Below are 20,613 nucleotides of genomic sequence, written 5' to 3'. Positions count from 1 at the left end.
ACGGGCGAGTAGCGCCCGCACCTGCAAAAACTCCGTCAGATCACTTTAGTTACGACTATTGACTGTAACTTATCTCCCGTTTACGTTTCCCCGAACCGGTCACACGAACCGGACACCTCCGCCGGAAAGGGAGACGACCATGTCCGCAGGAGTTCCGCCCGCCGCCGCGCGGCTCGAGACGGTCATCGGCGATCGGAGGGTCGGCCGGTTCCACGTGCTGCTGCTCGCGCTGACCGGCTCGGTCATGTTCCTCGACGGTCTCGACACGCAGGCGATCAGCTTCGTCGCCCCCGTCGTGGCGAAGGAGTGGCACCTGCCGGTCGCGGCGCTGGGGCCGCTGTTCTCGGCGTCGATCGTCGGGCTGATGGTGGGGTACCTGCTGCTGGCACCGCTGGCGGCGCGGATCGAGCACCGCCGGCTGATCGCGCTGTCGGTGGCGCTGTTCGGCGTCTTCACGTTGCTGTGCGTGTTCGCGACGAACGAGACGCAGCTGATCGTGTTCCGCTTCTTCACCGGGGTGGGGCTCGGCGGGGCGATCCCGAGTGCGGTCGCGCTCGCCAGCGAGTTCGCTCCCGCCCGCCGACGTTCGACGTTCGTGATGTTCAGTTACTGCTGGCTGGCGCTGGGTTTCGTCGCGGCGAGCCTGCTGTCCGGCGTCCTCATCCCGGCCTGGGGCTGGCGCTCGATCTTCGTCCTCGGCGGGGTCCTGCCGCTGGCGGTGTCGGTCGTGCTCGCGGTCTGGCTGCCCCGTTCCCCGGTCCACCTGCTCCAGCGCGGTGAGCACGCCGAACTGCACGCGACGCTGCGCCGCCTGGCCCCCGACCTCGACCCGCGCGCCACGTTCGTCCTCGACGAGCCGGCAGCCGGGAAAGCCACCCGGCGCGACGTCCTGGGCCGCAACCGTCTCGCGGCCACCCTGTTGCTGTGGCTCGCGTTCGCGCTGAACCTCGGCGTGTTCTACGCCGTGCTCAGCTGGCTGCCGACGGTGCTGCTCCGCCTCGGCCACCCGACGTCGACGGCGGTCACGGCCACCGCCCTCGTCACCGTCGGCGGCATCGTCGCGGCGCTGGTCATCGGCCCGGCGATGGACAAGCGCGGCGCGTTCGCCACGCTCGGCACCGTGTACCTGATCGGCTCGGCCCTCATCGCCGTGCTGGGTTTCGCGCTCACCGGTTCGAGCGGGCTGCTGCTGGTGGCCGCCTTCCTCGCCGGCACGTGCGTGACCGGTGGGCAGATGAGCGTGATCGCGCTCGCCGCGGTGCTGTACCCGCCGCGGATCCGTTCGACAGGGGTCGGCTGGGCGCTCGGCATCGGGCGGGCCGGTGGCATCGTGGGGCCTCTGCTCGTCGGGGCCGCTCTCGGCGCGGGCGCCGGTGCGCGGGTGGTGTTCCTGGTGATGGCGGCGGTGTTCCTGCTCGCCAGCGGCACGGTCGCGGTGCTGAGCCGCGTGAGCCGGCCGGCGGAGGTCCCGGTTCCGCAAGCCGACCCGCGTCCGGCGACGGCGGGCTAACGCGTCGGGTCCGCCAGCGCCAGCACAGTGCGCGCCCGCTCGACCATCGCCACGTCGAGGAACGTCCCGTCGGCCAGGGCGATCGCCCCGACCCCGGCCGCCGTGGCGTCGGCGACGCGCGCGACGACCTCGCTGGCCCGCGCCACCTCCTCCGCGCTCGGCAGGAACGCGGCGCGGATCGTCGCGAGCTGGGCCGGGTGGATCGCCGTCCGCCCGCGGAACCCGAGCGCCCGCCCGGCCCGGCACGACGCCGCCAGCCCGTCGAGATCGCGCACGTTGGTGTAGGCCGACATCGCCGGCGGCGCCAGCCGCGCAGCACGCGCCGCCACGATCACGCGGCTGCGCGCCCACGTCAGCCCGGCTTCGTCGTCCACCCCCAGGTCCGACCGCAGATCCGCCTCGCCCAGCCCGATCGACGCCACCTGCGGCGACGCGGTCGCGATCTGCAACGCCCGCTCCACCCCCAGCGCCGACTCGATCAACGGGTGCAGCTCTCGCCCCGGCAGCGCCGCGGCGAGCGCCAGCACCTCCTCGGCCGCCTCCACCTTCGGCATCCGCACCCCGACCGCCACCGGCAGCCCCGCCACTGCCCTGACGTCCACCTCGTGCCACGGCGTGCTGGGGTGGTTCACGCGCACCTGCACCCGGCGCCCCTGGGGCAGGTCCGCCAGCAGCCGCACGACGTTCCCACGCGCCTCATCCTTGCGCGCCGGCGCCACGGCGTCCTCCAGATCCACCAGCACCACGTCGGCCTCCGACGCGAGCGCCTTCTCCACCCGCTCGGGCCGATCGGCGGGGGCGTAGAGGAAGGTCAACGGCGGGGTGGTGGTCATACCGCTTCTCCTTCGCTGACGACCGCGAGCCGCAGCGCCACATTCGCGCGCGCGGCGGCCCCAGATGCGGGCCGGTCGGCCCGGGCGTCGGGAAAGGCTTCCGTCGGGCTCATGCCGTACCCCCTTGGCTTCGGGGCCGCGAGCGGCCGCACTGCGTTCGCCCGTCGCGCCCGCGGGCGTAGGCGCGACGGGTGCCTCGAACTCACCGAACCCAGTGCCGCCGCGCCGAGGTCGGACCGGGCGGCCAATGCGCGGGTCGGGGTTGTGCACATACCGCTCTCCTTGCACTCCGCGCCGGGGCCGGCCGCGCGGTTCGCGCGCCGTGTCGTTGTGCGCCGCAACTGCGGCGTCTTCGACGTCGTCGAAGACGCCGCCTTCTTCACTCGCTCGGGCCGGTCGGGCGGCGCGGCGAGGAACGTCAACGCCGGCGTCGCGGTCATACCGCTCCCCCTTCGCGCAGGGCCGCGAGCCGCAGCGCCACAATCGCCCGCCACAGCCCCGCGCGCGGGCACCTCGGCCCGGGCGTCGGGAAAAGCCTGCGGAAGCATCGCGCTCATACCTCGCCCCCTTCGTGGAGTTCGGCGATGCGTTCCGCCGAGAAGCCCAGTTCCTCCAGGACGGTGTCGGTGTCGGCGCCGTGGGGGCGGCCGGTGAAGCCGATGACGCCGTCGTTGGCGGAGAGGCGGAAGAGGGGGCCCTGCATGAGGAGGGGGCCGAGTTCGGGGTCGTCGATCTCGTGGATGGTGCCGAGGGCCTGGAACTGGGGGTCGGCGACGATGTCGGCGGCGTCGTAGATGGGGGCGACCGCGGCTTGGGCCTCCTCGAAGGCGGCGACGACCTCGGCGCGGCTGCGCTGGGCGATCCAGCCGCCGACGGCTTCGTCGAGTTCGTCGGCGTGCTGGGCGCGGTCGGCGCCGCGGGCGAACCACGGCTGGTCGGCGAGGTCGGGGCGCCCGACGAGCCGCACCACGCGCTCGGCCACCGACTGCGCCGAGGTGGACACGGCGACCCACTGGCCGTCGGCGGTGCGGTAGGTGTTGCGCGGGGCGTTGTTGATGGACCGGTTGCCCGTGCGCGGCTGCACGGTCCGAAGCTGGTCCCACCTCGTGATCTGCGGGCCGAGCATGGCGAGGATCGGCTCGATGATCGCGGTGTCCACGACCTGCCCGCGTCCGCTGGTGGCGCGGGCCGAAAGCGCGACCATGATCGCGTAGGCCGTGGCCAGGGACGCGACGCCGTCAGCGAGGCCGAAGGGCGGGAGCGTCGGCGGGCCGTCCGGCTCGCCCGTGGTGGCGGCGAACCCGCTCATCGCCTCGGCGAGCGTGCCGAAGCCGGGCCGCGAGCGGTACGGGCCGAACTGCCCGAACCCGGTCACGCGCGCGAGCACCAGCCGCGGGTTGCGGGCCGAAAGCTCGTCGTAGCCGAGGTGCCAGCGTTCGAGGGTGCCGGGGCGGAAGTTCTCGATCACCACGTCGGCCTGGGCGGCCAGCGCCAGGAACACCTCCCGCCCGCCTTCACTGCCGAGGTCCGCGGTGACGGTGCGCTTGTTGCGCCCGAGCGTTTTCCACCACAGGTTGACCCCGTCTTTGGCGACGCCGTGCGTGCGCGACGGGTCGGGACGGCTCGGGTGCTCGACCTTGATCACCTCGGCGCCCATGTCACCCAGGTGCATCGCGGCCATCGGCCCGGCGAACAGCGTGGACGCGTCCACCACCCGCAACCCGGCGAGCGCACCGCCGGCGGAATCCCGCGACGTCGTCATGCCGTCACCTCCCAAGCGCAGCGGAAGCCGACCGTCGCGGCGCGCGCCAGGCCCAGGCCGGGCAGCAGGAGCTTCACGCTGACGTCCGGCGCGTGGCGGCCGCCCGCCACGTACCACTCGGAGCCCTCGGCCCGGTAGTCGCTGCCGCCCTTGAGCATCACGAAGCGGGTCCGCCCGTCGGAGTGCTCGCTCTCGGTCCAGTTCCACACGGCGGGCTCGCCCCGGCGCAGGCCGCCGGTCTCCCCCGCCAGCTGCCACTCGTCCTCGGTGGGCAGCCGGCCGCCGCGCCACGCGCAGTAGGCGCGGGCGTCGTCGAGGTCCACATAGGTCACGGGGTCGTCCGGATTCCCCGGCACACCGTCGATCCAGTGGGCGAGAAACCGGGGCGCGTAGGCGGGCCGGTAGCCGGTGGCGGTGAGGAACTCGGCGAACTGAGCGTTGGTGACCTCGGTGCTTGCCACCGCGACGGAAGTCGTGAGCGAGCCCGCGCGCTGGAGGGTCCGGGCGTCGTGCAGCCGCGGCGGGAGCGGCTTCCATTCGTCCACATAGGGTGCACCCTGGTACATCCCGGTTTCGCGGGCCTGGTAGCGGACGGTCAGCACATACGGGCCGGCCGGCACCGTCACGACATCGACGTCAGGACGACCAGTGGTCCTTTGTGGACTCACGCGTTCGGCGATCCGGTGCGGGAACCGGGAGTGGGCATTGTGGGGCGCCGACTTCAGCGCATCGAGCAGCTCCGGCAACCACGCGGGTTCGGGAGTGCCGTCGGCGAGGTGCAGCACCGCGCCGATGCCACGGGCGGGCACCCCACCCAGCAGGTCGAGGACCTTGCCGGGCCCGGCGGGCAGAACGTCACCGGTGTAGTCCGTCTCGCCGCGGTTGACGAGTGTCCACAGTGTCACGCCGTCGAGCTCCCAGCCGGCCGCGTAGACGCCGGCGCTGTCGGCTTCGGGCGTCAGCTCGGCGAGCGGGGTCCACTCGCCGCCCAGCAGCAAGTCGCCGGCCGCGCGCTGCACGGTCACCATGCGCCGCACGGTCGCGGCGTCGCGGGCCGACCAGCCGACCCACACGCCGAACACGACCTCCCACACCATCACGCCGACGCCGTTGAGCCACGCCGACTGCAGCTCCTCGGAGTGGTCGCGGTGCCAGCGGCGCACGTGGTGCTGCATGTGGCGCCGCTCGTACCAGTGGGCGCGCAGCACGCCGGGCACGGGCGAGTCGGCGAAGAACTGGGCCCACGACGCCGTGTGGTCGGCGATGCGCTCGACCGGCAGCTTCGACTCGCCCTCCAGCACGATCCCGGGACGCGCGGCTTCGAGCCGTTCGACGAAGCCCGGTTCGGCTTTCTTGAGCGTGTCGAGGAAAACGCCGTCGACCTCGAAGTCGGCGACGAGGGCGGCCAGCTCGGTGAGGTCGTCGGCGCCGCGGCGGGTGCCGACGTCCCACGGGTTGTAGTCCACGAACACGTGCAGGCCGGCGTCGTGCAGGGCCTTGACGAGCTCCGCCAGGCCGGGAACGTCGCGGTAGTAGTCCCACTGGTTGCGGTCGTCGAGGCCGATCACGGGATAGGCGTGCCAGAGCACGACGGCGTCGAGGCCGCCGAAGCGTTCGCGGGCGTCGGCGAGGAACACCTCGGGCGTGAACTTGTGCTCGGCGAAGGAGTACAACAGCTCGTCCCACAGCCAGACCTGCGCCACGGTGTGGCAGCGCGCGGCCCACGCGGCGCCGGGGCGTTCGTAGGCCTCGCCGGTGTAGTCGTGGCGACGGCGGGAATCCTCGCGCCAGCGCCGCAGGTTCTCCCGCCACGCCGGCCGGTCGGCCGGGTCCGCGGGCGCGGCGAAGATCTTGGCCTCGTCGAGGGCGACGAGCTGCTCGTCGGTGAGCGGGGTCAGCGGGACCTCCGCCGGCCGGTCGATCGGACGCGGCACGAGGGGGTCGAACGGGGCGGTCATCGCACCTTTTCTCCGGCCGCGAAAGCCGCGACCTCTTCGGCAGTGGGAACGGCGGCCTGCGCGCCGGGCCGCGTGACGGCCAGCGCCCCGGCCACGCACGCGAGCCGCGCGGCTTCGGCCAGCGATCGGCCTTGCGCGAGACCCGCGGCGAGCACCCCGCAGAACGTGTCACCGGCGCCGGTCGTGTCCACAGTGGTCACCCGGATTCCGGGGACGGTAACAGGTTCCCGGCCGCGTTCGGCCACGAGGCAGCCGTCGCCGCCGAGCGTCACCACGACGGCGGGCACGCGGCCGAGCAGAGTTTCGCGGCCGCCGAGGTCGGCGGCTTCGTGCTCGTTGACCACCAGCACGTCGACCGCGGCCCAGACATCGGCCGGCAGCTCCCGCGACGGCGCGGCATTGAGCACGAACAGCGCACCCGGCTTGCGCACGGCCGCGGCGGCGCGCACCACCGCGAGCGGGATCTCCAGCTGCGCCAGCACCACGTCGGCCACCGCGATCCGCGCGGCCTCCACCTCGCCGATCCGCACGCGCTCGTTCGCACCCGGCGCAACGACGATCGCGTTCTCGCCGTCCGGCGACACGGTTATGAACGCCGTGCCCGTGGCCGCTTTCGTCCGCGCGACGAGGTCGGTCCGCACACCGGCGCCACCCAGCGACAGCAGGATCAGGTCCCCGGCCTCGTCCTCGCCGAGCGCGCCCACGAACGTCGTGTGCGCTCCCCCGGCCAGGGCGGCAGCCGCCGCCTGGTTCGCGCCCTTGCCGCCGGGGCTGCGCCTCAGCCGCCCGCCGAGGACCGTCTCCCCCGCCCGCGGCGGCCGCGGCGCGTCGACGACCAGGTCCACGTTCGCCGACCCGACCACCACGACACTCCCGCTCACGACACACGCTCCCTGCCACCGACGGACCCTGATGAGCCGGTACTGCTCGGCAACGCGACCGGGATTTCCCCGCCCGCGCTTGCAGCAACGCCGACGAGTGGCGCCGCCGGCGCGAACCGGCGCGTCGTCACGACGCGCGCTCCGCGAGGGCGACCAACCGCGCCGCCAAGACGACGCCCCGCGACGCGTGCAGGATTTCCCCTGCCGCCGCGCTGACGAACCGACCCGACCACCAAGACACTCCCGGTCACGACACGCGCTCCGCCAGTGCGACCGTCCGGGCCGCCAGGTCGGTGATCTTCTGTTCGCCACCCGGCAACGACGTCGCGATGCGGCCGTCCAGGGGCTTGACCCACTGGGCGCCGATGCCGTCCACGCCGCGCAGGGCGCCGACCACGCCGCCGACGGTGGCGGCGGCCGAGTCGGTGTCCCAGCCCGCCGTGACGGCGAGGGAGATGCTCGGGCCGAACTCGCCGGCGCCCTGGGCGAGGGCGTAGGCGATGACGGCGGCGTTGCCGAGCACGTGGACCCAGTGCAGGTCGCCGTAGGCGGCGTGGAGGCGGTCGAGGCCGGTGCGGATGTCGCCGGAAGACGCGGCTTCGCGGCCGAGGCGCACGGCCTCCGCCAGCCGGCTACCCGGCGGGATCACCGTGAAGGCGGCGTCGAGCACCTCGTCCACCGACGAGCACACCATCGCCGCCGAGGCCAGGGCCGCGGCCCACATCGCGCCGTAGACGCCGTTGCGGGTGTGGCTGAGCCGGGCGTCGGTCCACGCCAGGTGTGCGGCCGCGCGCAGGTCGCCCGGGGAGACCCAGCCGAAGACGTCCGTGCGGATCAGCGCGCCGATCCATTCGCGGAACGGGTTGAGGTGCGTCGCGGTCTCGGGTACCGGGCGGGCGTCGAGGATGTTGCGGTAGGCCGCTCGCTCGGCCGTGAACACGCGCCCGGCCGGGAGGTTGTCGAGCCACAGCTGGGCGACGTCCTCGGTGGTGAAGCCGCGCCCGCGCGTCTCGAGCAGGGTGAGCGCCAGCATCGGGTAGTTGAGGTCGTCGTCCTCGGGCATGCCGTGGATGTTCTCCGCGAGCGACGTCGGCGCCGAGCGCTTGTTCCACGGCCAGCGCGCGGCGACGTCGGCAGGCAGCCCGACGGCGGTGAACCACGTCTCCAGCGGCCACCGGCCCGTGGCGCGCAGGATCTCCTCGATGCCCTCGCGCGGGATCTTCTCCACCGGCTTGCCCAGCAGGCACCCGGCGGCCCGCCCGGTCCACGCGCCGAGGACCCGCCCGTCGCGCAGGCCCCGCGGCAGGGACGGCGCGGCCGGCAACGTGGCGACGATCGCGTCCCAGTCGTCCGGCTCGTCGGGCGCCGAAGCGACCGGCCGGGCGGAGAGCTCGTCGAGCAACGTGCGCGCCAGGGCCCGCAGGGCGGGCGGCGCCGGGTTCGGCCCGGCGCCGCTCACGGCGGGGACGGGGTCGCCGCCCGCCGCCACCCAGCGTTCCCGCACGTCCGCGGTGTCGCGACCCTCCACGGAGGACTGGACGAGCTCGTGCGCGAGCAGGTCCTCGGGCTGGGCCCAGGTCAGCCTCACGCCCGCGCCCCCGCCTCGACGGGAAGGGCACCGTCCAGGCCGTCCAGCGCCTTGACCCGGGCCTGCGCCCGCTCCCGGTCGGCCCGCATGATGTCGGCCGCAGCCGAGGCCAGCACACGGCCGGTCTCGACGATGTCCATGCGGCTGGCCTCGCTGATCGGGTCGAGCCACTCCGCCGGCACGACCTGGGCACCACCGAGGGCCGCGCAGATCGCCCCGGCCATGGCGGCGATCGAGTCCGCGTCACGCCCGTAGTTCACGGCCGCGAGCACGGCACCCCGGAAGTCACCGCGGTGCGCGAGCACGAACGCGAGCGCCGCGGGCAGCTCCTCGATGGACTTGGTCCGCGACGGCCGCCGCGCGTCCAGCGACATCTGCCGGTACTCCGGCCCCACCGAGTCGAACGGCGCCACGACTTCCCGCACCTTGCGGGCCAGCGCGCGCTCCTCCTCGTCGGTGGCCGGCGCCGAGGTGGTCCCGCCGAAGGCGTCGATCACCGCGCGCAGCGCCTCCGCCGTGCCGTCGTGCGCGAGCTCCAGCGCCGCCGCGGTCACGTCGCCCAGCGTCGCGCCCGGGGCGGCCGCGGCCGCGACCAGCGCCGCGAGGACGCCGGCCGCTTCCCGGCCGTAGCTCGACTGGTGCGCGCCCGTGAGGTCGATCGCCTCGGCGTAAGCACCGCGGGGATCACCCGCGTTGACCACGCCCACCGGCGCGACGTACATCGCCGCACCGCAGTTGACGACGTTGCCCACGCCCGCTTCGCGCGGGTCCACGTGTCCGTAGTGGAGCCGGGCGACGATCCACTTCTCCGCCAGGAACACGCGCTGCAGCAGCAGCGCCGTGGACTCCAGCTCCGGCACCCACTGCGGTTCGCCGATCATCAGCGGCACGAGGTCCTCGGCCACTGCGAACGCGTCGAGGTGCTCACGGCGCTTCGCGTAGACCTCCACGAGCGCCCGCGTCATGAGGGTGTCATCGGTGATGTGCCCGTCGCCCTTGTGGTACGGCGCGATGGGACGCGCGTCGCGCCAGTTCGGGTACCACGGTCCCACGATGCCGGTCACGCGGCCGCCGTGGCGTTCCTCGATCTGCTCGGGGGTCCACCCTTCGACGGCCCCGCCGAGGGCGTCGCCCACGGCCGCGCCGGTGATCACCGCGACGGCCCGGTCTTCCAGCCAGGTCAAGAGAATCGTCTCCAGTCCCAATTCGTTTTGTGGTCACACTTCAGTTGGTGGTAACGCTCTTCCAGCCGTTCTGCAGCTGGGTCGTCAAGCCACCGGCGTCGATCTTCTGAGCCAGGAACTGCTGGTACGCCGGGGTGGCGATGGTGTCCTTCCACTGCGGGTACTTGCTCGCGAACAGGTACGGCGCCGACGTGATGTACTGGCCCGAGGCGAGGATCTGGTCCCAGCCGGTCTTGCCGGCGAGCTTCGTGGCCAGCGCCTGGCGCGCGGAGTTCGTGGGCGGGATCAGGGCGTCGGCCTCGTTCATCGCGGCCAGGTTGTCGGTGTTGGTGAAGTAGTCGATGAACTCGGCGGCTTCCTTGACGTGCGCGGAGTCCTTGTTCACCGACAGCGTCTGCGGGCTGGCGGCCTGCGCGGGACCGGCGGGGCCGGCCAGCGGCGGCAGCGTGACCCAGTCGAAGCCCTTCGGCGCGTCCTTCGCGATGTTGGCCGCCTGGTAGGAACCCTGCACGGTCATCGCGGTCTGGCCCGCGTAGAACGGCGCGAGCGCCTTCGAACCCGACTGCGTCAGCGTGACCGGCAGGATCGAGTGGTCCTGGTAGGCCATCTCGTCGACGAGCTTCGGCAGCGCCGTCTCGCCCTCGCCCACCGTCAGGTTGGCCTGGTCACCGGTGCCCTGGAAGTACTTGCCGCCGAAGCCGGGGGCCAGCGCGACGAACGCCGCCGTCGGGCTCGACAGGCCCCAGCCGAGGCCGTAGGTGGACCCCTTGGTGGTGGCCTTGGAGATCTGGCGCAGCTGGTCCCACGTCATGGTCTTGCCGGTCGGCACCGCGACCCCGGCCTGCTGCAGCAGCTTCTTGTTCGCGAAGACCACATAGGACTGCACCTCGGTCGGGAACGCGACGACCTTGCCGCCGAAGGTCACCGAGTCCAGCACGCCCTTCTGGAAGTCGGCGCGCTTGGCCTGCGAGAGGTACGGCGTGAGGTCGGCGAGGTAGTCGTCCTCGGCGAACGGCTCGATGCCCGCCGCCTCGTAGTGCACGATGTCCGGCGCGGTGCCGGCGTTGAACTGGGTGATCAGCTTGTCGTAGACGCTGTCCCAGCCGGCCTGCACGATCTTCACCTGCACGTCGGGGTGCGCGGTGTTCCAGGCGCCGACGATCTTCTGCGTCTCGGCGATCGCGGCCGGCTGGTCGGACAGGGACTGGAACGTGAGGGTGACGGGGCCACTCGCGTCACCGCTGCCGCTGCCGCACGCGGCGACGAGCAAAGCGGTGACCATCAGGCTGGCGGCGGCCAGCAGGCGTCGTGTCTTCATCGACCGACCTTTCGGGGATTTCTGTTGGGGGATTTCGGGGTTGGCGGTTTCGCGGGGTCCGGGCGGGTGCGGGGTCATCCCTTCACCGCCCCGGCCATGAGCCCACTGGTGAGCTTCCTCCGCAGGATGCTGAAGAAGACGATGCTGGGGATCGCGGCGAGCACGGCCCCGGCGGCGAGCGGTCCGAGGGCGGTCTTGCCCTCACCGCCCACGAACATGTTCAAGGTGATGGGCAGCGTGTAGTTCTCGGGCGACTGCAGCAGCACCAAGGCGAAGAAGAACTCGTTCCACGAGGACACGAAGCTGAACATCGCCGTCGCGACCACGCCGGGGGCCAGCAGCGGGAAGACGATCGTGCGCAGCACGGTGAACCGGCTCGCGCCGTCCATCGCGCCCGCTTCTTCGAGCTCCGTGGGGATCGCGGCCACGTACCCCTGCAGCATCCACAATGCGAACGGCAGCATGTACGTGGTGTGCACGAGCGTGAGCCCGACGAGGTTGTCGGCCAGCCCGAGCGTCCGCAGGATCAGGAACAGCGGCAGGATGATCAGCACCACCGGGAAGACCTGGCTCACCAGGATCCAGCCGACGCCGGCGATGCGGACCTTGCCCTTGAGCCGGGCCAGCACGTAGGACGCCGGCACGGAGATGATGATCGACAGCACCGTCGAGGCCAGCGCCACGAGGAGGCTGTTCCACGCCGAGTGCAGAAGTCCTTGGCGCGTCAGGGCTTCGGTGTAGTTCTCCCAGTGCCACTCCTGCGGCAGCAGGTTCACCGTCAGCGAGTTGAGCTCACCCGAGGACTTCACCGAGGCCGACATCAGCCACAGCAGGGGGAACCCGAGGAACAGGATGTACAGCGCCAGGGCCACGTACTGGGCCGGACGAACGAGCAAGCGCATGGCTCAGCGCCCCTTTTCCGCGCGGTCTTCGGTGCGGAACTGCGACCGCAGGTACACGGCGAGGATCAGCACCACCACGATCACGACGACGAGTCCCATCGCCGCGGCGTAGCCGATCTCGCGGTTCTTGAAGGCTTCCAGGTAGATGAACAGCACCGGGACCATCGTCTTGCCGCCCGGCCCACCGGCGGTGAGCACGTAGACCAGCGAGAACGAGTTGAAGTTCCAGATGAAGTTGAGCGAGGTGATCGACGTGACGATCGGGCGCATCGCCGGCCACGTCACGGCCGTGAACTTCCGCCACGCGCCCGCGCCGTCGACCGCCGCGGCCTCCAGCAACTCACCGGGGATCTGCTGCAGCCCGGCCAGGAGCGTCACCGTGGTCTGCGGCATCCCGACCCACACGCCGACGACGATCACCGCCGGCAGCGCCGTGGAGAAGTCGCCGAGCCAGTTGATGTCGCTCGGCAGGCCCACCGCGCCGAGGAACGCGTTGAGCGGCCCGCCGTTCGCGGAGTAGATCATCTGCCACATGATCGCCACGACCACGGGCGGCATCGCCCACGGCACGAGCGCGAGCACCCGCGTCAGCCCCTGCAGCTTCAGGCCGGAGTTGAGCAGCAGCGCCAGGCCCATCGCCGCCGCGAGCTGCAGCAGCGTCACGCCGACGGTCCAGATCATGCCGATCCGCAGCGAGTCCCAGAACAACGCGTTGCCGCCGAGGCGGGCGAAGTTGTCGAGGCCGGCGAAGCTGTAGTCGGGGTGGCGCACGAGCCGGGCGTTGGTGAACGCCAGGAACACGCCGACCACGAGCGGCGCCACGCTCAGCACCAGGATCGGGATCAGCGACGGCAGCACCAGCGCGATCGCCTCCCGCCGGCGTGTGCGCGCCATCGGCTTCACGCGTTTTTTGGACCGCGGGGCCGGGGGCTGCGCGGTGGGGCGCTTCGGCTCGGTCAGGGACGGGGTCGTCATCGGTCACCTCGCTCGGTCCCGGGAATCAAAGTGGGTGCAGGGGGCACGGCCGGTTCGGTTCGCTCGGGCGCCGGCCGCGAGGGCCGTTCGCCGGTGGAGCACCCGTCTTCGGCCGGGCGTTTTCGGATGCCCACAAGCCGCACTGTCATCGCGCACCCCGTTCGGTGGCCGTTGTGGTGGATTCGCGCACCACGAGCTCCGCACCCACCGACACCTGCCGGGCCGGCTGGCCGGGGTCGTCGGCGAGCTGCAGCATCAGGCGGGCCGCGGCGCGCCCGCGTTCGCTCGCGCCGAGGGACACGCTGGTGAGGCTGGGCTGGAAGACGCGGCCGATCTCGGTGTCGTCCATGCCGGTCACGGCGACGTCCTCCGGCACGGACAGACCGAGTTCCCGCACGGCGCGGATGGCGCCGATGGCGAGCAGATCGTTGGCCGCGACGAGCGCGTCCAGCTGCGGCACGCCCTCGGGCACGCGCGCCAGGATCCGGCGGGCGGCCTCGAGGCCGGCGCCGACGGTGAAGTCCTCGGCGGTCTCCCGCTCGATGCGCTCGGCCGCGAGGTCGCCGGCGTTGACCGCCGCGTCGAAACCGCGCTGGCGCGAAGCACCGGGCGTGGTGTCGAGGGGACCGTTGAGAAAGCCGATGCGGCGGCGGCCGATGGCGTGCAGGTGGCGCACCGCCTCCCCGATCCCGCCCGCGGAATCGGTGGACACGGAACTGATGCCGCGGTCGTCCATCGCGCGCCCGATCACCACGACGGGCACGGGGGCTTGCTGGATCTCGGTGATCAGGCCGTCGTCGGTGCGCAGCGGGCTCACGATCATGCCGTCCACGAAGCCGCTGCCGAGGCTGCGCACCAGCTCGATCGTCGAGTCGGAGGTGTCCCCGGTCGACATGACGACCACGCGGTAGCCGTGCGGCGCCAGCACCTCGTGGATCGCCCGCATCATCTCGACGTAGACCGGGTTGCCGATGTCCGCCACCGCGAACGCGACCTGGAACGTCTTCTTCATCCGCAGCGACCGGCCGATCGCGTCGGCGCTGTACCCGAGCTCTTCGGCGGCGGCCCGGACGCGCTCGACCATCGCCTTGCTCGCACCCACGCCGTGCAGCGCACGGGAGGTGGACGCCAGGGACACCCCGGCGCGCTCGGCCACCTGGATCAGCGTGGCCCGTGTTGACGTCATCGTCGTTCGTACCTCGGTAGTGGTCTCGCGGATTTGGAAACGTTTCCAATTCGCGATCGGGCCGTTGGAAACGTTTCCAACGGGATTAATCACGATAGTGCACCCCGCGGAGCCACCGTGTCAACCAGCGGTACACCACACCGTGACCTCCGCGCCCGGCCGACGCCTGCGACCTGCGGCGCGGCGGTTTTCCGGGCACGGAAAAGGGGGCGGAGACCCGTGGTCCCCGCCCCCTCCGGAGGTCACCGGGAGCCCGAAGGCCCCCGCGTCACGCTCAGACCAGGTCGTAGCGGTCCAGCATCATGACCTTGTCCCACGCGGCGACGAAGTCCTTCACGAACTTCTCCTTCGCGTCGTCCGCGGCGTAGACCTCGGCCACGGCCCGCAGCTCCGAGTTCGACCCGAAGAGCAGGTCGACGCGGCTGCCGGTCCACTTGACCTCGCCGGTGGCGCGGTCGCGGCCCTCGAAGGCCTCGCCGTCCTCCGACACCGTCTTCCACTCCACGCCCATGTCGAGCAGGTTGGTGAAGAAGTCGTTGGTCAGCGCACCCGGCGTCTCGGTGAACACGCCCTGCTTCGACGCCTGGTAGTTGGCGCCCAGCACGCGCAGGCCACCCACGAGCACGGTCATCTCGGGCGCGCTCAGGTTGAGCAGGTTCGCGCGGTCGATGAGCAGGTACTCGCTCGGCAGGCGGTTGCCCTTGCCGCGGTAGTTGCGGAAGCCGTCGGCCTTCGGCTCGAGCGGCACGAACGACTCGGCGTCGGTCTGCTCCGCCGTCGCGTCGGTGCGGCCCGGGGTGAACGGCACCGTGATGGTGACGCCCGCGTCCTTCGCGGCCTTCTCGACACCCGCGGCGCCGCCCAGCACGATCAGGTCGGCCAGGGAGATCTTCTTGCCGCCCGACTGGGCCGCGTTGAAGGCCTCCTGCACACCTTCGAGCGTGGTCAGGACCTGCGCCAGCTCGTCCGGGTTGTTGACCTCCCAGCCGCGCTGCGGCTCGAGGCGCAGACGGGCACCGTTGGCGCCACCGCGCTTGTCCCCGATGCGGAACGTCGAGGCCGACGCCCACGCGGTGGACACGAGCTGGGCCGTGGTGAGGCCCGAGTCGAGCAGCTTGGCCTTGAGGTCCGCGACGTCGGCGTCGGTGACCAGCTCGTGGTCGACGGCCGGCACGCGGTCCTGCCAGATGAGGGCCTCGTCCGGCACCAGCGCGCCGAGGTAGCGCTGGACCGGGCCCATGTCGCGGTGCGTCAGCTTGTACCAGGCGCGGGCGAAGGTGTCCGCGAACTCCTGCGGGTTCTCGTAGAAGCGGCGCGAGATCGGCTCGTAGATCGGGTCGAAGCGCAGCGCGAGGTCCGCGGTCAGCATGCCGGGCGCGCGGTTGAGCTCACCGGTCTCGGGGTCCGGCACGGTGTTCGCTGCGGCGCCGTTGGCCGGCTTCCACTGGTTCGCACCACCGGGGCCGGTTTCCAGCTCCCACTCGTACTCGAACAGGTTGTGGAAGAACCAGTTGCTCCACTTGGTCGGGGTCGGGGTCCAGGTGACCTCGATGCCACTGGTGATGGCGTCGCGGCCCTTGCCCGAGCCGAAGCTGTTCTTCCAGCCCAGGCCCTGCTCCTCGAGCGGCGCGCCCTCGGGCTCGGCGCTGACGAACTCGTCGGCGTCGGCGGCACCGTGGGTCTTGCCGAAGGTGTGGCCACCGGCGATCAGGGCGACGGTCTCCTCGTCGTTCATCGCCATGCGGCGGAACGTCTCGCGGATGTCGCGGCCCGAGGCCACCGGGTCCGGGTTCCCGTTCGGGCCCTCGGGGTTGACGTAGATCAGGCCCATCTGCACGGCGGCCAGCGGGGCCTCGAGCTCGCGGTCACCGCTGTAGCGCTCGTCGCCCAGCCAGGTGCGCTCCGGGCCCCAGTACACGTCCTGGTCGGGCTCGTACACGTCGGCGCGGCCACCGGCGAAGCCGAAGGTCTTGAAGCCCATGGTCTCCAGGGCGCGGTTGCCCGTGAAGATCATCAGGTCGGCCCACGAGATCTTCTTGCCGTACTTCTTCTTCACCGGCCACAGCAGACGGCGGGCCTTGTCCAGGTTGCCGTTGTCCGGCCAGCTGTTCAGCGGGGCGAAGCGCTGCATGCCGGCGCCCGCGCCGCCGCGGCCGTCTTCGATGCGGTAGGTGCCGGCGCTGTGCCACGCCATGCGGATCATGAAGCCGCCGTAGTGACCGAAGTCCGCGGGCCACCAGTCCTGCGAGGTGGTCAGGACCGCGTCGACGTCGCGCGCCAGCTCGTCGAGGTCGACGGTCTGGAACTCCTTGGCGTAGTCGAAGTCCTCGTCCATGGGGTTCGCCACGGCCGAGTGCTTCCGGAGGATCGAGAGGTTGAGCTGGTTGGGCCACCAGTCACGGTTGCTGCCGCCCTCGGTGGGGTGCGCGATGCGCCCCGTGTGGACGGGGCACCCGCCCGCGCTCTCCACGTTCATCTCGCCGACTTCGGCGTTGGGGGTGTCAGACACGGGAATCCTTCCGGGAATCAGTGTGGGTAACGGTGTTGCAGTCGGGGCACAGGCCCCAGTAGATGACCTCGGCCTCGTCGATGACGAAACCGTGGTCGTCCGACGCGGTCAGGCAGGGCGCGGCGCCGACCGCGCAGTCGACATCGGCGATCGCACCGCACGACCGGCACACGACGTGGTGGTGGTTGTCCCCCACCCGTGCCTCGTACCGCGCGACCGAGCCCTCGGGCTCGATCCGCCGCACGAGACCCGCGGAGGTCAGGGCGGCCAGGACGTCGTAGACGGCCTGGTGGGACACCTCGCCGAGATCTGCGCGCACGGCACCGATGAGCGACGCGGTGTCGGCGTGGGGATGATCGTGCACCGCGGACAGCACCGCCATCCGAGGACGCGTCACCCGCAGAGCCGCTCCGCGTAGCATGCGCTCGAAGTCCGAAGTCGTTGGCACGCCTGGCAGTGTGCCGCAGCTTCTGGAATCAATCAAGAATGACCCGCCGTCGTGAACCTGCCGGATGACCCGCTCCCACCGTCACACGCTGGGGGGTCGCCGTAAACTTACAGTCACGGAAACTTCGCGCGAACCCGGGTGAGCCCGGAGGTTTCCCGCTGCCGGCGGCCACTCTGGACGTTCAGGCACCGGTGTCCGGGCGGCGCGAGGTCCGTACCGGTTTCGCACTCGCCGGGCTTTTCGCGACCGGGCTTCTCACCCCGGTCGTCTTGGTGGCGGCGTCCTTCACCGCCGGACGCCGCGTGCGCGCGAAGTGGCCCAGACCCGACTCCAGCAGCCGGGCGGCGCGGAGCACGTCGGTGGTCACGGCACCGCGGATCCGGGCCGGGGTGCGGCCCGCGTCCACGTGCTTGGCGAGGCTGCCGAACTGCACGCGCCACAGCCCGGTGAGCGCGATCGCGGCGAGCTGCGGCTCCGGGTCGGCGGTGGCCAGGCCCGCGCGCACGGCCAGCAGCCGCGCGGCGCCGGCGGCGAGCTCGTCGAGCAGCTCGCGCTGGTAGGCGGCCAGCGCCGGCGTGGAGCGGATCAGCTCGCCGTAGCGGCGGAACCCCGCGCCCGCGGCGCGGCGATCACGCTGGTCCTCCAGCCAGCCGGTGACCGCGGCCAGCTCGCCGGCGAGGATGCGCAGCACGGCTTCGACGGGCGTGCGGGCCGGGTCGCCGAGTTCGACGCGCAACGCGGCCAGCGTCGCGTCGGGCCGGTCGAGGATGAGGGACTCCTTGGCGGGGAAGTAGTTGAAGACGGTCTTCTCCGACACGCCGCCGGCCCGCGCGACGTCGGCGACGCGCACGGCGTCGAAGCCGCGCGCCAGGAAGAGCTCCGTGGCGGTGTTGACGAGCAGGCGCCGGGTCTCGCGCTTCTTGCGCTCGCGCAGGCCCTCCGCGGGAGCCTCGTCCCGCGGGGTCCGCAACGCCGCCCAGTCGACCCGCCGTCCGCCCACGGAACCGAGAATAGCTTGAGGACACGGGATTTCCGGCGAGTCAGCGGCGCGGCACGCTGCCCCGCACGGCCCATGCCCGAGCCGTGAGGGTGATCGTGCCGTCCGCGGCGATCGGCAGCCGGGCGCGCAGGAGGTCGCGCAGGGCCCGGCGGTGGTCTTCGGGCAGCTGCACCGCGTACGCGGGCGCCGGACCCTGCCCGCCGAGGAAGGGCAGCCAGTAGTCGTCGAAGCCGGCGAACGCGGTGCGCACGCCGATCGCGCGCACCACCACGCCGGTCAGGCCCGCGTCCGTCCACAGTCGACTCAGCGGATCCGGGTGGCACAGGGGAAAGCGGCGGCCTTCGTCGAGGTCCGCGACGACCGGGTCGAGCTCGGCCGCGACGTCCCAGAACCAGCGCATCAGCTCCATGCCCTCGGCGTAGTCCCACACGTACGCGGTCACCACTCCCCCGGGCTTCACGGCCCGGACCCAGTCGGTGACCGCCCGGTGCGGATCGGGCACGAAGTTGAGCGCCAGCCCGCTCACGGCGGCGTCGAACGCGTCGCCGGGCACGGGCAGGGCTTGCGCGTCGCCGACCACGAAGGCCGCCCGCGGGTCGGCGGCCAGCCGGCGGGCGTGGGCGACGAACGGCACGGCCCGGTCGACGCCGAGGACGCCGCCGGGATCGGCCGTGGCCAGCACCGCCGACGTCAGCGCGCCGGTGCCGCAGCCGACGTCGAGCCAGCGCGCTCCGGGCGGCACGACCGTGCCCTCGAGGAAGGCCGCGGCGACCCGGCGGCTCCACCGGCCGACGTACCGCTCGTACGCCTCGCCCGACGACCAGTCGCTCATCGTCCGAACCTACGCCCGCGGGCAAGGTCGATGGCTTTACATTTCTCTTCGACTTGTCAAGCTAGGTGTACATCACTTACCGTCTTGTCAACCACGTCGGACAGTGTCGTTGACGGAGGAGGACGAGATGAGCGAAGTCGCGGGGACGGTGCCCGCCGGCTCCACCGAGTCGTGGACGGACCGCAAGCGGTACCTGTGGCTGATCGGGCTCGTGGTGCCCTCGCTCGCCTTCCTGGCGATCGGGCTGCACGCGGCCACCGGCTGGGGCGTGTGGTTCTGGATCGGGCCGATCGTGATCCTCGTGATCGTGCCCGTGATCGACCTGGTCGCGGGGCTCGACCGCAGCAATCCGCCCGACGACGTGCTCGAACAGCTGGAGAACGACCGGTACTACCGCTGGATCACCTACCTCTTCCTGCCGATCCAGTACGTCGGGTTCGTGGCGGCGTTCTGGCTGATCGGGCGCGGCGACCTGACCGTGGTGGACAAGATCGGGCTGGCCGCGTCCATCGGGTGCATCGGCGGGATCGGCATCAACACCGCCCACGAACTGGGGCACAAGAAGGAGAGCCACGAGCGCTGGCTGTCGAAGATCGCGCTCGCGCAGAGCTTCTACGGCCACTTCTACATCGAGCACAACCGCGGCCACCACGTCCGCGTGGCCACCCCCGAGGACCCGGCTTCGAGCCGCGTCGGCGAGAGCTTCTACCGCTTCTGGCCGCGTACGGTCGGCGGCTCGCTGAAGTCCGCGTGGCGGCTGGAGCGCAAGCGCTACGCCCGCCGGGACAAGCACCCGTTCCGCATCGGCAACGACGTGCTCAACGCGTGGCTGATGTCGGCCGTGCTGTGGGCGGCGATGCTGGTGTGGCTCGGGGTGGGGATCCTGCCGTACCTGCTGATCCAGGCCGTGGTGGGCTTCTCGCTGCTGGAAGTCGTGAACTACATGGAGCACTACGGGATGCTGCGCCGGCGGGTGGGGGCGCCGGACCGGCGCCGCTACGAGCGGGTGGACCCGAGCCACAGCTGGAACTCCAACAACATCGCCACCAACGTGCTGCTCTACCACCTGCAGCGCCACAGCGACCACCACGCCAACCCCACGCGCCGCTACCAGACGCTGCGGGACTTCGCCGAGTCGCCGGTGCTGCCCACCGGGTACGCGGGGATGATCGTGCTGGCGCTCGTGCCGCCGTTGTGGCGGCGGGTGATGGACCCGCGGGTGCTGGCGCACTTCGACGGCGACATCGGCCGGGCCAACATCCAGCCGCGCAAGCGGGGCAGGGTCCTGGCCCGGTACGGCACCCGCGTGACGGCCGAGGAGCGGATCGCCGCCGACACCCGCGGTGACGCCACTGAGGGCGGCATGTGCCCCGGTTGCGGCTACGTCTACGACGAACACCGCGGTGATCCGCGCGAGGGTTTCCCCGCCGGCACGCCGTGGTCGGCGATCCCGGACTCGTGGTGCTGCCCGGACTGCGGCGTGCGCGAGAAGGTCGACTTCGTGGCTCCCGGAAGGGTGGGTGCGTGATGCGGATCGAGGCGAACCGCGAACTGTGCGCGGGGCTGGGCATGTGCGAGGCGATGGCGCCGGACTTCTTCGAGGTCGGGGACGACGGCACGGTGGTGCTGCTGGAGGAGAGCCCGGCCGAGCAGCACCGCCTGGACGTGACGGCCGCGGCCGACGCGTGCCCGGTGCTGGCGCTGAAGGTGCGGGACTGACGTGCGTT

At 71.9% G+C, this 20,613-nt stretch carries 18 protein-coding genes; 3 read left to right on the top strand and 15 right to left on the bottom strand.

Translation table 11 applies throughout. The features are described from left to right. The first annotated feature begins 139 nt into the window (after positions 1–139). Positions 140–1,510, top strand: coding sequence for an MFS transporter (locus AB0878_RS09775; protein ID WP_366578274.1), 1,371 nt, complete (start codon positions 140–142; stop codon positions 1,508–1,510). Here the strand turns inward: AB0878_RS09775 and AB0878_RS09770 are convergent. The 15 genes from AB0878_RS09770 to AB0878_RS09700 form a co-directional block, all read right to left on the bottom strand. Then, positions 1,507–2,343: a CoA ester lyase gene (locus tag AB0878_RS09770; RefSeq protein WP_366578272.1), complete on the bottom strand. Its 837-nt coding sequence runs from the start codon at positions 2,341–2,343 to the stop codon at positions 1,507–1,509. The genes AB0878_RS09775 and AB0878_RS09770 overlap by 4 nt on opposite strands. Then, complete coding sequence (locus AB0878_RS09765; protein ID WP_366578270.1) at positions 2,340–2,783, bottom strand: hypothetical protein; 444 nt, start codon at positions 2,781–2,783, stop codon at positions 2,340–2,342. Before AB0878_RS09765 ends, AB0878_RS09770 begins: the two co-directional genes overlap by 4 nt. A gap of 113 nt (positions 2,784–2,896) precedes the next feature. Continuing rightward, positions 2,897–4,105, bottom strand: coding sequence for a CoA transferase (locus AB0878_RS09760; RefSeq protein ID WP_366578269.1), 1,209 nt, complete (start codon positions 4,103–4,105; stop codon positions 2,897–2,899). Then, positions 4,102–6,063 (bottom strand): SUMF1/EgtB/PvdO family nonheme iron enzyme, encoded by a 1,962-nt coding sequence (locus tag AB0878_RS09755; protein ID WP_366578267.1) that lies wholly within the window; start codon positions 6,061–6,063, stop codon positions 4,102–4,104. Before AB0878_RS09755 ends, AB0878_RS09760 begins: the two co-directional genes overlap by 4 nt. Beyond that, positions 6,060–6,944: a ribokinase gene (locus AB0878_RS09750; RefSeq protein ID WP_366578265.1), complete on the bottom strand. Its 885-nt coding sequence runs from the start codon at positions 6,942–6,944 to the stop codon at positions 6,060–6,062. Before AB0878_RS09750 ends, AB0878_RS09755 begins: the two co-directional genes overlap by 4 nt. Before the next feature lie 247 nt (positions 6,945–7,191). Further along, complete coding sequence (locus AB0878_RS09745; RefSeq protein ID WP_366578263.1) at positions 7,192–8,532, bottom strand: ADP-ribosylglycohydrolase family protein; 1,341 nt, start codon at positions 8,530–8,532, stop codon at positions 7,192–7,194. Next, the gene (locus AB0878_RS09740; RefSeq protein WP_366578261.1) at positions 8,529–9,716 is read right to left on the bottom strand and encodes an ADP-ribosylglycohydrolase family protein; all 1,188 of its coding nucleotides are present in this window, start codon (positions 9,714–9,716) and stop codon (positions 8,529–8,531) included. The genes AB0878_RS09745 and AB0878_RS09740 overlap by 4 nt, the downstream gene beginning before the upstream one ends. A gap of 40 nt (positions 9,717–9,756) precedes the next feature. Beyond that, positions 9,757–11,034, bottom strand: a complete 1,278-nt coding sequence (locus AB0878_RS09735) for a sugar ABC transporter substrate-binding protein (RefSeq protein WP_366578259.1) — start codon at positions 11,032–11,034, stop codon at positions 9,757–9,759. 74 nt (positions 11,035–11,108) lie between these two features. Continuing rightward, positions 11,109–11,936 carry a carbohydrate ABC transporter permease gene (locus tag AB0878_RS09730; RefSeq protein WP_360595498.1) on the bottom strand — a complete coding sequence of 276 codons (828 nt, stop codon included), beginning with the start codon at positions 11,934–11,936 and terminating at the stop codon, positions 11,109–11,111. A gap of 3 nt (positions 11,937–11,939) precedes the next feature. Then, a complete protein-coding gene (locus AB0878_RS09725; protein WP_366578257.1) occupies positions 11,940–12,911 on the bottom strand; it encodes a sugar ABC transporter permease in 972 nt (323 codons plus the stop codon). A 145-nt stretch (positions 12,912–13,056) separates the two neighbouring features. Beyond that, positions 13,057–14,097, bottom strand: a complete 1,041-nt coding sequence (locus AB0878_RS09720) for a LacI family DNA-binding transcriptional regulator (protein WP_366578255.1) — start codon at positions 14,095–14,097, stop codon at positions 13,057–13,059. A gap of 274 nt (positions 14,098–14,371) precedes the next feature. Next, positions 14,372–16,606: a catalase/peroxidase HPI gene (gene katG, locus AB0878_RS09715; protein ID WP_366578253.1), complete on the bottom strand. Its 2,235-nt coding sequence runs from the start codon at positions 16,604–16,606 to the stop codon at positions 14,372–14,374. Next, positions 16,599–17,054, bottom strand: a complete 456-nt coding sequence (locus AB0878_RS09710; protein WP_366578252.1) for a Fur family transcriptional regulator — start codon at positions 17,052–17,054, stop codon at positions 16,599–16,601. The genes katG and AB0878_RS09710 overlap by 8 nt, the downstream gene beginning before the upstream one ends. A 181-nt stretch (positions 17,055–17,235) precedes the next feature. Further along, entirely contained in the window at positions 17,236–18,054 is an 819-nt protein-coding gene (locus AB0878_RS09705; protein ID WP_366578250.1) for a TetR family transcriptional regulator, read from the bottom strand. A 40-nt stretch (positions 18,055–18,094) separates the two neighbouring features. Continuing rightward, positions 18,095–18,886, bottom strand: a complete 792-nt coding sequence (locus tag AB0878_RS09700) for a class I SAM-dependent methyltransferase (RefSeq protein WP_366578248.1) — start codon at positions 18,884–18,886, stop codon at positions 18,095–18,097. A gap of 127 nt (positions 18,887–19,013) precedes the next feature. Here AB0878_RS09700 and AB0878_RS09695 point away from each other — a divergent pair, with 127 nt between their 5' ends. Then, entirely contained in the window at positions 19,014–20,414 is a 1,401-nt protein-coding gene (locus AB0878_RS09695; protein WP_366578246.1) for a fatty acid desaturase, read from the top strand. Continuing rightward, complete coding sequence (locus AB0878_RS09690; RefSeq protein ID WP_366578244.1) at positions 20,414–20,605, top strand: ferredoxin; 192 nt, start codon at positions 20,414–20,416, stop codon at positions 20,603–20,605. The genes AB0878_RS09695 and AB0878_RS09690 overlap by 1 nt, the downstream gene beginning before the upstream one ends. Positions 20,606–20,613 lie beyond the last annotated feature (8 nt).

Origin of the sequence: Amycolatopsis sp. NPDC047767 (assembly GCF_040704195.1) — a bacterium.
GTDB lineage: Bacteria > Actinomycetota > Actinomycetes > Mycobacteriales > Pseudonocardiaceae > Amycolatopsis.
This window is presented reverse-complemented; position numbering and strand designations above follow the sequence as displayed.

Coding starts and splice junctions, on each gene's coding strand:
- AB0878_RS09775 (WP_366578274.1), top strand. CDS start 140: ATGTCCGCAGGAGTTCCGCCCGCCGCCGCGCGGCTCGAGACGGTCATC.
- AB0878_RS09770 (WP_366578272.1), bottom strand. CDS start 2,343: ATGACCACCACCCCGCCGTTGACCTTCCTCTACGCCCCCGCCGATCGG.
- AB0878_RS09765 (WP_366578270.1), bottom strand. CDS start 2,783: ATGACCGCGACGCCGGCGTTGACGTTCCTCGCCGCGCCGCCCGACCGG.
- AB0878_RS09760 (WP_366578269.1), bottom strand. CDS start 4,105: ATGACGACGTCGCGGGATTCCGCCGGCGGTGCGCTCGCCGGGTTGCGG.
- AB0878_RS09755 (WP_366578267.1), bottom strand. CDS start 6,063: ATGACCGCCCCGTTCGACCCCCTCGTGCCGCGTCCGATCGACCGGCCG.
- AB0878_RS09735 (WP_366578259.1), bottom strand. CDS start 11,034: ATGAAGACACGACGCCTGCTGGCCGCCGCCAGCCTGATGGTCACCGCT.
- AB0878_RS09730 (WP_360595498.1), bottom strand. CDS start 11,936: ATGCGCTTGCTCGTTCGTCCGGCCCAGTACGTGGCCCTGGCGCTGTAC.
- AB0878_RS09725 (WP_366578257.1), bottom strand. CDS start 12,911: ATGACGACCCCGTCCCTGACCGAGCCGAAGCGCCCCACCGCGCAGCCC.
- AB0878_RS09720 (WP_366578255.1), bottom strand. CDS start 14,097: ATGACGTCAACACGGGCCACGCTGATCCAGGTGGCCGAGCGCGCCGGG.
- AB0878_RS09700 (WP_366578248.1), bottom strand. CDS start 18,886: ATGAGCGACTGGTCGTCGGGCGAGGCGTACGAGCGGTACGTCGGCCGG.
- AB0878_RS09695 (WP_366578246.1), top strand. CDS start 19,014: ATGAGCGAAGTCGCGGGGACGGTGCCCGCCGGCTCCACCGAGTCGTGG.
- AB0878_RS09690 (WP_366578244.1), top strand. CDS start 20,414: ATGCGGATCGAGGCGAACCGCGAACTGTGCGCGGGGCTGGGCATGTGC.